Raw genomic sequence first — 17170 nt, forward strand, 5'->3', positions numbered from 1 at the left:
GAATATATACGTCATTTTATACATATATTAACTTTTTATTCAATAATTTTATTTATTTACTAATTTACCACTATAAAGTAGTTGCTTGAATAGCAAATTTATTAAGAATACACTTGTTTTGTAAGAATACAGATGGCGCCTTCTTAATTTACATTATTTAAATTTAATTAACGGAGGTTTTTGATATGAGTGAATTAGATATAAAATTAAATAAACTTGGAGTAGACCGTATTGCTATTAATCCATATAAACAATGGACACGTGGTTATATGGAACCTGGAAATCTTGGTAATGGATATGTTACTGGTTTAAAAGTTGATGCTGGTGTTAGAGATAAAACTGATGATGATGTTTTAGATGGAATTGTTTCATATGATCGTGCTGAAACAAAAAATGCATATATTGGACAAATTAATATGACAACTGCTTCAAGCTTTACTGGTCCACAAGGACATGTTATTGGTTATGACATTCTAAGAAATCCAGAGGTTGATAAAGCTAAACCACTTTTCACTGTAAAACAATGGGATGGTAGTGATTTACCAATCTATGATGCAAAGCCTTTACAAGATGCACTTGTTGAATATTTTGGTACTAGAGATAATCGTAGACATTATCCAGCACCTGGTTCATTTATTGTTTGTGCTAACAAAGGTGTTACAGCAGAACGTCCAAAAAATGATGCTGATATGAAGCCAGGTCAAGGTTATGGAGTTTGGTCTGCTATTGCAATTTCATTTGCTAAAGACCCTGCTAAAAATTCTAATATGTTTATTGAAGATTCTGGTGTTTGGGAAACTCCTAATGAAGATGAACTTATTGAATTCTTAGATAGTCGTCGTAAAGCAATTGCAAAATCTATTGCTGAATGTGGTGAAGATGCTAATACATCATTTAAAGAATCTTGGATTGGTTTCGCTTATACAATGATGGAACCTGGCCAAATTGGTAATGCTATTACTGTTGCTCCTTATGTTACATTACCTGTTGATTCTATTCCAGGAGGATCAATTCTTACACTAGATAAAGACATGGAAATAATGGAAAATCTAACTATGCCAGAATGGCTAGATAAAATGGGATATGAATCTCTAACTATAGATGGAAAAATTAAGTACTAATAGATAATGGAGGTATTGTTGCATGGAGGAAGTATCAAAGATAAATAATATTCGATTTGCAGAACGTGTTCCAAATAAGCTATATCAAAAATTATTTGGATTGCATATTTCTAAACTTGATGAAAAAATATCACAGATCGTTATTAATGAAGAAAATAATAGCTTAGCTATGTATGTTACCTCTATTCATAAGGTTTATAAAATTTATTCTGATGTAATTAATGGAGTTACTAAGGAATCTGTTAATTATGCATGTGCATCAAAAGGTACACCTAATGGAAAGTTAAAGATTGGCTTTAAATCAGGTAATGAGTGGGTTCTTGATAATATTATTTTTGGTCGTGCATATGATTTTGTTCAGGATGTAAAGCCAAAAAAAATTAATAGTGCGAATTATGATAATACTATTCGAGGTGAATTTCCTCAATTATTAGACCCAGACCATGCAGAAGAAGTTGATCGTCTACGTCGTTGGATGCAAGATGGTAATATCAGTCATTATCAATATGATGATGCTAATCCAGTTTACCCTAAAGCTGGTAAGTAATAATTGATATTTACAAAGGATAAAGGAAATTATAACTTTGTTCTTTGTAAATATTTATTTATATATTTTTAAGATATATTAATATTAAAAAGGTCTTATTTAAAAGACCTTTTATTATTTCTCCTCTTTAATCATTTCTTTTTTATGATATAGAATAATTTTTGAAAATTAAAATATTATTTATTTAATTTTCAAAAATTATTTTTCATCTTAAATTTGTATTTTTTATAAATTGTGCACTAAAAAATACCGTATATTTTTTTGAATAATACGGTATTTTCCTAATTTAATATTTAATCTTATCTTCGTAATATATTAATATTAAATTAAAAAGTAATAAAGAAAGCATATTAAACTCTCTTTATTACTTCAAAAGTTTTAAATCCTTGATATAGTAAAATCAAATTTTATATCTTTATTAGATGGAATTAAGAATTCATCATGTACTGGTGCTCCCCAGCTATCATCACCACCAACACCCATTTGTTTAGCAATTATACGAACCCAAGTATAATTTATATTAGGCAATTCGTAAATATGCATAGCATTTTCTATTTCATAAGCACTATATGGTAATACACTTAATTCAAATGGATTATTTTTAAATTTAAATTTCAATCCATCTCCATTATTATTAGTTACTTCTGCCCATCTTACATTCATTCTGTTTCCACATTCTTGAGGAATTAAATATCTTGACATATTTTCTTTGGCTGTACTCTCAAATACTCCAAGTCTTGCTCCTTGACTTCTATCTATATAATTTTCCTCTGGACCATATCCATAATATTTAAAATTATCAAACTCTCTCTTTAGCTTAAAATCCATAGAAAGTAACGGAATTTCAGATAAACCTTCTACTCCTTTATAATCTATATTTACATCTATATCTCCACATCTTTTTACAGTATATTTAATGACATTATTAGTTGGTATAGCAGTTGGTAATTCAAATGTATATGTTAATATAGCTTCATTTTCTTTTTCTTCTAATTTAAAATCTATAAGCTTTTGGTTTGCTCCTGCTATTTGCCATTGTGCACATCTAAAATTATGCATATTTCCTTTGTCATTATCTGTTGTAGCTCTAAAATAAGATGTTTTAGGTGTTCTTGTTATATATTCTTTTCCATCATAACATAAAGAGACTATTCCACCTTCTTGCATAGAAAACATAAAGTAAAAATTATTACCTTTAACTCCTATATTTCCATCTCCATGAATAACCTTAAATTCACCTTTTTCACTATTTTCCTCATTTTTAAACTCATTTATATTAAATGCATATTGTCCAAAAGTTACTTCATGTCCTTTATTTGTCCATATAGTATCATTATTTAATACCATAGAAACATTTAATATATATTCTCCATTTTCTTTAAGCTCTGGATATTTAAAATCTATAATTTTCTTTTCTTGTGGATTAACAACTACTTTTATAGTTTTTTCAAGTAATTTTTCTCCTTCTTTTTCTAAAGATATTATAAAATCATAATCTTCTGTAGTTATAAATAAATTATTATTTTTTATAACAATTCCATTATCATCTATATCTATTTTAACATTTGAGTAAAGATATTTAACTTCTTGAACCTTTGGTGATGGAGTTCTGTCTGCATATATAATTCCATTTGTACAGAAACAATAGTCTGTTGCTCTATCATCAAAATCTCCACCATAAGCTAAAATTTTATTTCCATTATCATCAGTTGTTTCTATAGCTTGATCTATATAATCCCATATGAAACCACCTTGATACATTAAATATTTATCTTCAAGTTCTGAATATAAATTCATACCTCCACAAGAATTTCCCATAGCATGAGTGTACTCACAATTAATATAAGGTTTTTCAGGATTATTATTTAAATATTCTTCTATTTCATGTGGCTTTGCATACATCCTACTTTCTATATCACTTATATAATTAAATTCTCTATTCCAGAATACTCCCTCATAATGAACTAAACGAGTATCATCATTTTTATGAAAATAGTTTGCCATTTCTAAAATATTTGTTCCAGCATATGACTCATTTCCACAAGACCACATAAGAATAGATGGATGATTTTTATCTCTTTGAAACATAGATTCAGCTCTATCTACAACTACATCTCTCCACTCTGGTAATGAACCTGGTATATTCCAACTAGGTTCACACTTTCCTAGTTTCATCCATGAACCATGACTTTCTAAATTAGCTTCATCTATCAAATAAATTCCGTATTCGTCACATAAATCATAAAAATAACTTTGATTTGGATAATGAGAAGTTCTAACTGCATTTATATTATTTTGTTTTATAAATTTGATATCCCAAATCATGTCTTCTTTGCTTATAGCTCGTCCAGTTTTGCAACTAAATTCATGTCTATTAACGCCTTTAAATATAATCCTTTTTCCATTTAAATGCATTATTTTATTTTTTAATTCGAACTTTCTAAATCCTACTTTTTGAGGAATTATCTCTATTAAATTATTTTTCTCATCTAAAATTTCAATATATAAAGTATAAAGATAAGGATTCTCCGCACTCCATAAATTAACATTTTTTATTACTTCATTAAATATTATATTCCCAGTTCCTTCTACTTCATTAAACTTACATATAGTTTTTTCATCTTTATCTTTTAGATATGCCTTAACTATACATTTTTCTAAAGCATCTAATTTGATATTAACTTCTAACTTACCATTTTTATAAGTATCATCTAAATCTTGTTTTACAAATAAATCCTTCACATGGCATTTTGGAGTTGCATATAAATAAACATCTCTAAATATTCCTGAAAATCTCCAAAAATCTTGATCTTCAAGCCAACTAGCACTGCTTCTCTTATATACTTCAACTGCTAATTTATTTTCCCCATTTTTTAGATATTTTGTTAATTCAAATTCTGATGGTGTAAATGAATCTTCACTATATCCTATAAACTCTCCATTTAACCAAAGATAAAAGGCTGTTTCTACTCCTTGAAATGATATAAATACTTTTTTATTCTTTAATTCATTTTTCAACTCAAAATATTTGATATAACTACCTACAGGATTATATTCCTTAGAAATATGAGGTGGTCTAAGTTCTTCTCTTCCATCCCAAGGATATAATGTATTTATATATTGAACATTATCATATCCTTGAAGTTGTATATGTCCTGGAACATCTATCTCATTAAAATTTTCACAATTAAAACTTTCTTTATAAAAATCTTTTATTCTTTTATCTTGATTTATTGCATATGAAAATTTCCATTTTCCATTTAAATATTGTCTAAGAGGCATATCATAACCTAATGCTATATCATCCTCTTTTTCATAATATAAATGGTCTGAATGTGCATCTATTCTATTTATCTTAAAAACTTCTGGGTTTTCTAACCAATCTAATTTTGGAATATTATTCATAAAAACATCTCCTTTTAATATCTTTTCATTTCTTGTTAACCTTTACAGAAGGATATACATAATTAACATATGCTTAATTAAAACTCTATAAAAATCTAATAGATTCTTTCTTAATCAATCTTTTTTATATCTATATTTTGTTATCATTAAGCTTAATTTTACCTATGGAACATATTAATATAGCTATAATTATAAAAATAATACAACATGGAAATATTAAATAAGCATTATTTGTTATTAATTTTCCTGCTATAAGATTTCCTATAATCTGTGGAAGACTTATAAATATATTATTTATTCCCATATATTCTCCTAATCTATCTTTAGGTGCAACAGCTGGAATTAAAACATAAAATACTACACTAAACATAGCACAAGCTAATCCAAAAATTAATGTAAATGCCCATAACATACTTAAATTCATAACAAATGCTCCAACAATAAATCCAATTAACCAAATTGTACATGAGATAAATAAAATTAATTGTTTATTGTATCTATCACATAATTTTCCTATAAGAATTGAAAATATAAGACCCATTAAAGTCATTCCAGTTAAAGCTGTACTTATTTCATTGCTTGTAAATCCATTCATTTTTTCATAATATTGTATCCAATATGGCATAATAAATCCGTATGATAAATATAAAAAGAATGCAGTCATGAATACTTTCATTGCTGATTTATTTTTTATAAAATCAAAACTAATTTTTACAGTTGATTTTACTAAATGATTACTATCTTCTTTTACAAAGGCAACAGTTATTAAGTTTGTTACTATTACAACAATTCCTGATACAATAAGTGGTAACGCAGGATTTATATTAAATAGAACAACTCCAGAAGCAAACACTATAATTCCACCAATAAAATAAAAAGATGTTCTAAATCCTGTAGCTAGTCCAATTGCATTTTTTTCGACTGCTTCTGGTACCCATGCATAATAAACTCCTTGATAAAAGTTCATTGATAAATAAAATAAAAAAGCAAAAATAAACATTTCAAAATAAAATGAGGAATATCCTAATAAAAATAAGAAAATAGCTCCGGATAATGAACCAATTAAAACAAAAGGTTTTCTTTTTCCTACTCTATCACTTAAGGTTCCTGAAATATACGGAGCAAATAATCCTGTAAATGATGCCATAGAAACTAATAACCCAAGTAGAAATGAAGATTTAGTTACAGTAGCTACTATTAATGGTACTACAGTACTATTCATATTCCAGGCTAGTCCTAATCCTATAGCAGGTAATGAAATTAAAATAGGTACTAGTTTATTATTTTGATTTTTCATTTGTTAAATCATTCCTCTCTTTAAATAGTAGAATTATTCTAAATTTTTAATTTTAAATCACTAATATATCTGTCTAATGCTTCTCTTCCAGCATTATCCCATTTAAATACACCACAATGTTCTAGAACTTTAGCAAACACTTCTCCAACTTCTTTTTGAATTAATTCATCTATATTTTCCTTTGTAAAAGTGTTTCTTTCTTCTATCTCTTCTATCCAATCTAAATGAATTTTTAAAGTATCTGTTATTTTATATTTATATTTTTCTTTATTTAAAATATAATCTTTTATTTCTTCAAGCTCATCTTTTAATCTTGATGGAAGAACTGCTAACCCTAAAACTTCAATCAATCCAATATTTTCTTTCTTTATATGATGAAGTTCTTTATGTGGATGGAATATTCCATCTGGATGTTTTTCATTTGTTCTATTATTTCTTAATACTAAATCTAATTCAAAAAGCTCTCCTCTTCTCCTTATTATTGGAGTTATTGTGTTATGTGGTATATCACCTGAAAAAGCCAATATTTCAACTTTTTCATCAGAGTATTCTCTCCAATGGTTTAATATCTTTTCAGCTAATTCACTCAATCTATTTCTATCTTTAGTCTTCATTCTAATTACAGTTAATGGCCATTTAATTATGGATAATTCTATATCATCATATCCATCAACACTAAACTTCTTAACATCTTTAGCTCTATCCATGGCAAACTCATATCTTCCACCTTGGTAATGATCATGAGATAAAATAGATCCTCCTACAATAGGTAAATCAGCATTTGACCCTAAAAAATAATGTGGAAACTTTTCTACAAACTCTAATCCTCTATCAAAAGTATCTTTATCTATAACCATAGGAACATGTTTGCCAGAGAAAATTATACTGTGTTCGCTGTAATATGAATATGGTGAATATTGCATATACCATTGTTCATTCTTTAAATCTATCTCAATAACTCTTAGATTCTGTCTTGCAGGATGATTTACTCTTCCACTATAACCTACATTTTCTTTGCAAAGTAAACAGCTTGGATAAGATGATGCCTTTAAATTTTTTGCAGCAGCTATTGCTTTTGGGTCTTTTTCTGGCTTAGATAAATTTATAGTTATATCTAAGTCTCCATACTCAGTTTCTGATTTCCAAGTAATATTTTTAGCTATTCTATCTGTTCTTATATAATTACAAACTTTGCTTAAATTATAAAAATAATCTGTAGCTTCTTTTTTATCTTTGTTATATTTAAAATTAAATTCTCTAGTTACTTCAGATGGTCTTGGCATTAAAACTCCCATTATTTTGGTGTCTAATAAATCTCTATATACTGATGTGTTCCACTCTAAAATCCTCTGTTCAAAAGCATAGTTTAATAGATTATCTAATATTTCTGTTGGTGAATCTAAGTCTTCATCTTCTATTTTTACTTCTTTATATTCATCTAAATTAAATAAAGCTATTAAAGAATTCCTTATAAATATCTTGTCCTCTTCTTTAAATAATTCTTTTTTTAATCCATATTGAACTAATCTTTCAATCTCTTTGTATATATCCATAAATATACTCCCTTAAATTTCTGTTGTTCTAGTTCCTATATTAGCTATATAGAACTCTGCATCATATCCTATTTTTTCTTTATATCCTTTAGAAACAAAATCTATAAATTCATCTTTTTTATCTGCTTTTACTATAAATACTGCACAACCGCCAAAGCCAGCACCAGTCATTCTCGCTCCAATAGTTCCTTCAAAATTCCAAGCTAAATCAACTATTGTGTCTAATTCTATTCCTGTAACTTCATAATCATCTCTTAGTGATATATGTGATTGATTCATAAGCTTTCCAAACTCATTTAAATTTCCTTTTTCAAGCTCTGCTGCTGCTTTTAAAGTTCTTCTATTTTCATAAACAGCATGTTTAGCTCTTTTTCTTCTTATATCACTTTTTATTAAATGTTTGTGCTCTTCAAATTCTTCTTCTGTTAACTTTCCAAGTGATGAAATAGAAAGTTCTGTTTGTAATTCTTCTAAAGCCTTTTCACATTCACTTCTTCTTTCATTATATTTTGAATCTCCAAGACCTCTTCTTTTATTTGTATTACCTATAATTATTACTTCATCTTTTAAAACAATTGGATAATAGTTATATTTTAATGTATTGCAATCTAACAATATCGCTGAATCTTCTTTTCCCATTCCAATAGCAAACTGATCCATTATTCCACAGTTAACTCCAATAAATTTATTTTCTGCTTCTTGGCAATACTTAACCAACTCAACTCTATCAATATTAAACTTGTGGATTTCATTCATCATAACTGCCATTAATAATTCTAATGATGCTGATGATGAAAGCCCAGCTCCATTTGGAATGTTTCCGTAAACAACCATTTCAAATCCATTTTTTATTTTATATCCATGCTTGTCCAATACATCTAAAACACCTTTTAGATAGTTTGCCCAATCATGTTGTTTTTCATTTTTTAAATTCTCTATATTAAATTCTATTATTCCTAAATCTTTGAAGTTCTCTGAATAAACTCTAACTAAATTATCTTCTCTAGTTCTTATTGCTCCATAAGTTCCAAAGCTTAATGAACATGGAAATACATTTCCACCATTATAATCTGTATGCTCTCCTATTAAGTTAACTCTTCCTGGTGAAAAGAATACTCTTACCCCTTCACAATCTGAGTAAGTATTTTTAAACATTTCTATCATTTTATTTTTCATTTCTATTCCTCCTTATTCCAAATAATTTTTGTTTTTACAATATATCCTATATCCATAGCATATTATATTTTTTCTTCAATGTAAACATTTTTAGTAAAAATATTTTTATTTTTTACTAAAATTTGTTTTATTTTTTACTTTTGCTTTTACTAAAATTTGTTTTACTTTATTTATAAGCACTTAATACGGAAATTAGAATACAATTTAAATAAAAAAAACTCCTAAAAAGGAGTTTTTTTATTTTAAACTTTTAAATTTTTTTTACTGTTTCTCTAACTACTAATCTACTTGCTATAAGAACTTCTTTTGGATATTCTCTTTTTTTATCTATTCTCTCTAACAATAAATCAATTGCAGCATCAGCTAAATATTCAATATGTGCACTTACTGTTGTTAATGGTGGTGTTGTGTGTCTTGCTCCAACAATATCATTAAATCCAACAATACTTACATCTTCAGGAACTCGAATACCTTCTTCTGATAAAGCCTTTAAAACACCTGTTACTACAGTATCATTTCCTACAAAAAATGCTGTTGGAATTTCTTTTTTACTCTTTAAAAAGCCTTTTATCTTTTCATATCCAAGTAAAGCTGTCATTTCATTTGTATCTAATACATTTTCTTCTCTATATGCATTATTTTTTTTCATATATTCTAAATAAATACTATATCTTTCATCTATTTCTTTTTCTTTCTTATCATTTAAAGTTTTTATACTTCCAACATATCCAATATTCTTGTGACCTAATTCCCATAAATATTCTAATGCTTTAAGAGTTCCACTTTTAAAATTAATCTTTACAGAATCATGAGTGTCTCTTGGTGAAGAATCTACAAAAATTATATTTTTAGATAATTTCTCCATTAAGTCCACATCTTCATCATTAAATTTTCCTATTGCAATTACTCCATCAATCTCTTCATCACCAATAAATTTATATCCACCTTCTTTTATGTAAATACTAATGGTGCTTAAATTATTTTCAAAGCATTCTTTTTCAATCACTTTTCTAAGTAATAAATAATATGGGTCCTCTAATTGCTGTGTTATACTGCACATTTCAATAATTCCAATTTTTATTTTTTTAGCATCTTTAATCAAGCCTTCTTTTTTATTTTTTAATGTCTTATAATTTAACTTTTCTGCTGTCTCAAATATATTCATTTTTGTTGTATCTGAAACTGAAATCTTATCATCATGATTTAAAACTCTTGATACAGTTGCAATAGATACCCCTACAACTTCTGCTATTTCTTTTAATGTTGCCATAACTCACATTCCTTTATATTCTTTATTACTTTAAATACTATCATATAAGGAAGATTCGTTTCAATGTTTTAGTAAAAAATATAACTTTTTTACTTAAATAATTTAACTACATATTTTATACTATAAATTCTCTTTTTACTTTACTCCAAACTCATATATAGTTTCTTTATTAAATATTTCATGAGCTTTTAAAATAGAAAACTCTTTAAATGATTCATTATATCCTATTGGTGGATATTGAACTTCTAAGCAAATACCATTTCTCCTCTTTGTTTCTTTACCTTCTTTTAAAACTAAGCTATCTATAAAGTTTTGACTATATACTACAACACAAGGATATTCTGTAGTTATTTTCATATATCTACCACTTTTTTCATCATAAAGTTCTATATTACCTTTTTCATTTTCATTAAACATAAATGGATGATCATATCCATATCCAAGCTTCATTTGTTTAGATAATCCTTCTATATCTTGTCCAATCTTTTTCTCTTCTATAAAATCAAACTCTGTATTATTAACAGGGATAATTTCTCCTGTCACTCCTCCATTTTCATCAATAGCTAAAAATCTATCACAATTCATCTTTAAAGTATGATTTAATATATCTTCTTTATAATCTCCTGATAAGTTAAAATAACAATGATTAGTTATATTCATTAAAGTATCCTTGTCTGAAACTCCTCGTATTTTAAATATTAACTTATTATCCTCAGTAATTTCATAAGAAACCTTAATCTCTAAATTTCCTGGATATCCTTCTTCTAAATCCTTTGATAAATAGCTAAACTCTAAAGTTATCTTTTCTTTTGTTTCTATAGCATTTACATTCCAAATCTTTTTATTAAATCCAACACTTCCACCATGTCCACTGTTCACTCCATAATTCTTATTAAGAATGTATTCGTTGTCATTTAAAGTAAATCTTCCTTTATCAATTCTTCCTGCAGTTCTTCCTACAGTTGCACCATAATAAGAAGGATTTTCTATATAATTTTTTTCATCTTCATAACTTAAAACTATATGCTCAAACTCTCCATTTCTATCTACTGTTTTTATTTCAGTTATAGTTGCCCCTAAATTTAATATGGATACCTTAAGACCTTTTTCATTATCAACACTATATTTTATTATTTCTTCATCCCCTAATTTTCCTATTGATTCCCTTTTTAACTTCATTTTTTTATTTCCTCCTTTTAAAGTAATTATTTACAATTTTATTTACCAAAAAAATAATATCAAATAATTGTTAATTATTTCTAAACTATATCACTTGTTCCTAATTTAAAATTTATTTTTTCATTTCCACATAATTATACCTCTCAATTTCCAAATACTTGTAATAATATAAATAATACCACACTATTTTATAGTATGGTATCAAAAATTATGCTTAAAAATATTTAATTATAAATACATTTATTTATCATTGTAAACAATAATAAAATGTTCATTTTTATTAAAGAATCTTATACTCTATATTTTTTTCAATTATTAATTATTATCTACATTATTCTTTCTAAATTTTCCTCTTCTGTTTTCTCCACTTTATTTTCTTTAATATATGGATTTCTATAAAATGCATATGCAAGCTGTGCACACATAAAACACCATATAACTGGTTCACTAATTATTACACCTAAGTATTGAAGCATTGGAATAAATACTGCTACAAAAATTATTTTCCCAACAAACTCTATTATACTTGAAATAAGAGGTAAAACCTTTTCTCCTATTCCTTGAAGTGCATTTCTTAAATTCAACAATATACCTAATACTGCATAAAAAGGTGCGTTTATTACTACATATTTAACCCCTGTATTTATAAGAATCTCTTCACTTGAACCTGTTAAAAATTTTACTAAAATAGGCGCTACTAATATTAGTGATACAACAAGTATACATCCCCATATAATTGACATTAAATTTGAATAATATACAGCTTTTCTTATTCTATACCCCTGATTTGCTCCTTTATTTTGAGAAACAAAAGTTGAAAGGCTAATGGCAAGTGAACTAATAGGAATCATTGCAAAACTTCCTATTTTTCTAGCTGCAGTATGCCCAGCAATTATTAAATTCCCAAATCCATTTATAGCAGTTTGAAGTATTACAGTTCCTACTGAAACTATTAAAATCATAACTCCCATAGATAACCCTTGTCCTAATAAATCCTTATATAACTCTTTAGAAACTTTAAAATGTTCCTTCTTAGGAATTAAAATTGGACATTTAAAGTAAATATATAAAATACACAAAATTCCTGATATTCCTTGAGCTATAACTGTAGCTACAGCTGCTCCTCTAATCCCCATATTAAATTGTGTAATAAATAAAATATCTAGTCCAATATTTAATATAGATGCAATTATAAGAAAAACTAAAGGCATCATACTATTTCCTGTTGCTCGCAGAAATCCTGAACATAAATTATATAAAAAAGTTACTCCAATAAACATTCCAATTACAGAAATATATGAATATGTTTCTTCTATAATATTTGCAGGTGTATTTACTAATTCTAATAATGGATATAAAAATAATCCTGATATAATCATTATTATAACTGCTATTCCTACTCCAATAACTAATGAACCTGCAACTGATCTTTTTACTAAATCTTCATCATTTGATCCATAGCCTCTAGCTGTTACTATACTAAGACCGTTTCCAACTCCTAGTGAAAATCCAATTAAAAGCTCATAAACAGCTGCACAAGCTCCTATTGCAGCTAAAGATGTATCTCCTAAATAATTACCTACAATCATTATATCTACAGTGTTATATAACTGTTGAAATAAATTAGATATAAATAATGGTATTGCAAATATTATAAGAGATTTTAAAATATTTCCTCTCAATAAATCAACATTACTCTTAAACATTTCTTATCTTTAATAAGAACATTACGAAGCTCTTATTAAATACTCACTCATCTCTTTATATACCCTTTTAAATTAAATAAATTATTATTTTTACTATTTGTCCCATAATTAATATTACTAATTAATTCCTTTTTATTCAATCATAATTATTTTGAAATATAATTTAATTTATATATCATAAGCTTACTCACTAAAACAGACTATTTTCACTATAAACATAATAATTTTTTATAATAAATTATATGTCTTTTTCATATTCTTAATTTTTCTAAAATTCACTCCATTCCTATTATATATATTTTGTTAACTTTAATTTAAAATAAAATATCATAATTAAAATTTATTAAAAAATTACTATATTAATTATATTTCTATAATTCTAATCTCCTTTAATATTCGAATTCCATATATACTTACTATAGACATAATTTAGAATTAAAATTTTATTATTTTTCAATTGACTTTTATAAATCTGTCCTATATAATACTCCTAAAAAGACATTGATTAGGAAAAGTAATTGTTCACTGTATTTTTAGAGAGTGCTTGGTTGGTGAAAAAGCATAGTACATTTCAATGAAAATCACCTATGAGTTGGTAGCTGAAAAGATTTCTGATTAAGCTTACACGTTAGCTCGCGTTAAGAGATAGGATATGTTAGTATCTGAAATTAAAATCAATATAAATTTTGAAAAATATCAAATTTATATATTGATTATTAACCATAGGTGGTTTAACGAGTTTACTAACTCGTCCTATAATAGGACGAGTTTTTTTATAAAAAAAATTAAAATTCAACTAAAATAATTTAAGAAACTTAATGTTTTTTGATAAAATTTTAAACTTTACATTATTAACTAAAATATAAATATAAAAAAACTAGCTAAATAAATAGTTGCAGAATTCTAAAACTAATTTAATTAAATATTTAAACAAAGGAGAAAGTACTGTGAAGAATAATTTAAGTAAAACTATAACATTTTGGGCAGCATTATCTACAGTAATTGGACTTGTAATAGGTTCTGGTGTATTTTTCATGCCTCAACAAATTTTTAAAGCTACAGGCGGGGCACCTGGCTTAGGTATTTTTGCTTGGATATTAGGTGGAATTATAACTATTGCAGCAGGTTTAACTGCTACTGAAATCTCAGCTTTATTTCCTGAAACTGGTGGAATGATGGTATATATGCGAGAAATTTATGGAGAAAAACTTTCATATTTGACAGCTTGGATGCAAACTATTCTATATTTTCCTAGTGTTATTGCTGCTCTTGCTATACTTTTTGCTGAACAAGCATGTATAGTAATTAATTGTCCTAATTTAAAAATTCCTATTGCTATAGGAATAATCATATTTATAGTAATTTTAAATCTTTTTGGTTCAAAAACAGGAGGTTTTGTACAAATTATTTCTACAGTAGGTAAACTTATACCTATTGTTCTTATAATAGCTTTTGGATTTATTAATAATAAACATGCCTCTAATATAATGACACCATTTTTAGGACATAATCTTAGTTTTGCTTCAGTACTTGGACAAGTATTAGTTGCAACACTTTTTGCTTATGATGGTTGGATATATGTAGGTAATATTGCTGGAGAAATGAAAAATCCTAAAAAAGACCTTCCAATTGCTATAATTGGTGGACTTATGATAATAATGGCTGTTTACATAGCTATTAATATAGCATTTATACTTGTAGTTCCAGCTAAAGATTTAGCGGCTAATTCTACACCTGCTTCATTAGTTGCACAAAAATTATTTGGTAATGTTGGTGCTCAAGTTATAAATATAGGTATATTAATATCTATACTTGGAACATTGAATGGATATATTTTGACAGCTCCTAGAGTTCCTTTTGTTCTTGCAAATAATAGACTTTTACCATTTAGCAAAATTTTTTCAAAAGTAAATAAAAAAAATGTCCCAGCTAATGCTACATGGCTTATAGCCATTTTAGCTATTTTATATGCTTTAAGTGGGCAATTTAGTCTATTAAGTAATCTTTCAATATTTACTATATGGATATTCTATTCATTAATATTTATTGGAGTATTTAAATTAAGAAAAGAAAGACCAGAAATTAATAGACCTTATAAAGTTATTGGATATCCTATTATCCCTTTAATAGCTATACTTGGTGGTTTATTTGTTACAATAAATCAATTGTTTATGTCTGGACTAAAAACAAGTATTATTGCTCTTGGAGGACTTATTATAACACTTGTAGGTATCCCTTTATATCACTATATGTTAAAAAGAAAAAATTTTAAATATTAAGCTATAATATTTTTCAACTAATTATAATTTTTATAATATAAGTAATATTGAATTTTTAACTAAATTGAAAATATTATCGTATATTACATGGTTTTAAATAAAAAAAACAGTTTAGAAAGGTTTCCTTTCTAAACTGTTTTTTTACTATTTATAAAAATATATCTTATTAAACATATATTCCTTACATTTAAAAGCTTTTAATAATATATATTATTTATAATATTTAGTTAGTCTTTTATTTAAATTTGTTTATATAATTCGTCTTTTTTATCTAAATTAAATGCTTTCCAACAAACTAAAGATACAACCCAAACTAATATAAACATTCCTACAAGAGTGAATCCCATCTTACCAAAATCTAAGTTTTGTAGCCATCCCCAGAAACCATTATTTAAGCCTCTTTCCATAGCAAAAACTTGTCCAACTTCTATAATACTTATTACTCCTGCTGCTAATATAGAAAGGATAGTGATAGTCATGTTGTAATATACTTTCTTTAATGGTGAAGTAAGAACCCATTGATAAGCTGTAGACATAAAGAATCCATCTAATGTATCCATAAGACACATACCTGCAGTAAATAAAATAGGGAAAGCTATTACTGCAGTCCATGGAATTCCTTGAGCTGTTGCTGTTGCTGATGTAGCAAGAACTGCTATTTGTGTTGCTGTATCAAATCCAAGTCCAAATAAGAAACCTATAATATATATATGCCAATTTTTATTAGCTATGTTAAGTATGTGATTTATCGTTCTATTTATGTAATTTGTATTTGGTCTCTCAAGACTTTCCTCAACATATGTACCATTTTTCATACTTTTAAACGTTTTTACTACATCTTTTAATATAATAAAGTTAGCAATAGCAAGAAGTAATAAAAATACAGCTGAAATTACAGTACCTATAACTCCTCCAACAGCTTGAAATTGAGGTATTGCTTTCTTTGCCCAGTTAACAGCAAAAATTGTTGCTATTCCCATAAGCATAACTACAGTTGAATGTCCTAATGAAAAGAAGAATCCAGCTCCTCTAGTTTTTCCTCCTTTTTGAACTAACTTACGAGTCATATTATCAATACATGCTATATGGTCACAATCGAATGCATGTGCAAGTCCAAAAGTTAAAGATATAACACCCATTCCTAAAAGTGTTGGAAACTTAAAGACTCCAGTTGCAAGAAATATTCCTCCACAGATAAACATAAAAATTATGAATGCTCCATATTTTATCGCATCCACTTTCCAGTTTGGACTACTGTTACGCATAAAAAATCATTCCTTTCACTGCACTTAGCGTACATAATTTAATTTTATTTATTATATACAATTTTCTAAATTTATAAATATAAAGATATTTTAATAATAATTATTTTATAATTTTTCATTTCAAAAAATAAATAATTCCAAAAAATAAAGAAAATTATATAAAAATTAGCTACAAGTTGAAGCTGTAATAAGTATAATCCAAAATTAACTTTCTTACAATTTACCTATTAAAAAATTCAAATTATATTTTTTTTTAACTTTTTTTATTAATATTTGCAGGCAAAATTTATAAAAAAATTAATAATGAAACTTTTATTTTTAAATTTTTTATTTTATTTTTTAATTATTTAAGTCTAAAATAAATAGTAATAT

Annotated in this window: 11 protein-coding genes and 1 other annotated feature; of the genes, 3 read left to right on the plus strand and 8 right to left on the minus strand. The window is 26.4% G+C overall.

What is annotated here, in order from left to right; translation table 11 throughout:
• The first annotated feature begins 185 nt into the window (after positions 1–185).
• Positions 186–1121 carry a histidine decarboxylase, pyruvoyl type gene (hdcA, locus tag CLTHE_RS10280; protein ID WP_080023279.1) on the plus strand — a complete coding sequence of 312 codons (936 nt, stop codon included), beginning with the start codon at positions 186–188 and terminating at the stop codon, positions 1119–1121.
• A gap of 22 nt (positions 1122–1143) precedes the next feature.
• Entirely contained in the window at positions 1144–1668 is a 525-nt protein-coding gene (gene hdcB / locus CLTHE_RS10285; protein WP_080023281.1) for a histidine decarboxylase maturation protein HdcB, read from the plus strand.
• Positions 1669–2046: 378 nt separating this feature from the next.
• On the opposite strand, the gene lacZ is transcribed toward hdcB, so the two are convergent.
• The 7 genes from lacZ to CLTHE_RS10320 form a co-directional block, all read right to left on the minus strand.
• Positions 2047–5073, minus strand: a complete 3027-nt coding sequence (gene lacZ / locus CLTHE_RS10290) for a beta-galactosidase, LacZ type (protein ID WP_080023282.1) — start codon at positions 5071–5073, stop codon at positions 2047–2049.
• A gap of 130 nt (positions 5074–5203) precedes the next feature.
• Positions 5204–6370 (minus strand): MFS transporter, encoded by a 1167-nt coding sequence (locus CLTHE_RS10295; protein ID WP_080023283.1) that lies wholly within the window; start codon positions 6368–6370, stop codon positions 5204–5206.
• Positions 6371–6408: 38 nt separating this feature from the next.
• Positions 6409–7923: a UDP-glucose--hexose-1-phosphate uridylyltransferase gene (galT, locus tag CLTHE_RS10300; RefSeq protein WP_080023284.1), complete on the minus strand. Its 1515-nt coding sequence runs from the start codon at positions 7921–7923 to the stop codon at positions 6409–6411.
• Between the two features lie 12 nt (positions 7924–7935).
• On the minus strand, positions 7936–9099 hold the full coding sequence (locus CLTHE_RS10305) for a galactokinase (protein ID WP_080023285.1): 1164 nt from the start codon (positions 9097–9099) through the stop codon (positions 7936–7938).
• 250 nt (positions 9100–9349) lie between these two features.
• A complete protein-coding gene (locus CLTHE_RS10310) occupies positions 9350–10369 on the minus strand; it encodes a LacI family DNA-binding transcriptional regulator (protein ID WP_080023288.1) in 1020 nt (339 codons plus the stop codon).
• A 135-nt stretch (positions 10370–10504) separates the two neighbouring features.
• A complete protein-coding gene (locus CLTHE_RS10315; RefSeq protein WP_080023290.1) occupies positions 10505–11548 on the minus strand; it encodes an aldose epimerase family protein in 1044 nt (347 codons plus the stop codon).
• A 326-nt stretch (positions 11549–11874) separates the two neighbouring features.
• Positions 11875–13254, minus strand: a complete 1380-nt coding sequence (locus CLTHE_RS10320; protein WP_080023292.1) for an MATE family efflux transporter — start codon at positions 13252–13254, stop codon at positions 11875–11877.
• Between the two features lie 492 nt (positions 13255–13746).
• Positions 13747–14013: a binding site (T-box leader), on the plus strand.
• Between the two features lie 188 nt (positions 14014–14201).
• Here CLTHE_RS10320 and CLTHE_RS10325 point away from each other — a divergent pair.
• Positions 14202–15533 carry an APC family permease gene (locus CLTHE_RS10325; RefSeq protein WP_080023294.1) on the plus strand — a complete coding sequence of 444 codons (1332 nt, stop codon included), beginning with the start codon at positions 14202–14204 and terminating at the stop codon, positions 15531–15533.
• Between the two features lie 239 nt (positions 15534–15772).
• Here CLTHE_RS10325 and CLTHE_RS10330 read toward each other — a convergent pair whose 3' ends face one another.
• On the minus strand, positions 15773–16798 hold the full coding sequence (locus tag CLTHE_RS10330) for a HoxN/HupN/NixA family nickel/cobalt transporter (protein WP_002599274.1): 1026 nt from the start codon (positions 16796–16798) through the stop codon (positions 15773–15775).
• Between the last annotated feature and the right edge of the window lie 372 nt (positions 16799–17170).

The organism is Clostridium thermobutyricum DSM 4928, assembly GCF_002050515.1.
In the GTDB taxonomy this organism is placed as follows: Bacteria; Bacillota; Clostridia; order Clostridiales; family Clostridiaceae; genus Clostridium; species Clostridium thermobutyricum.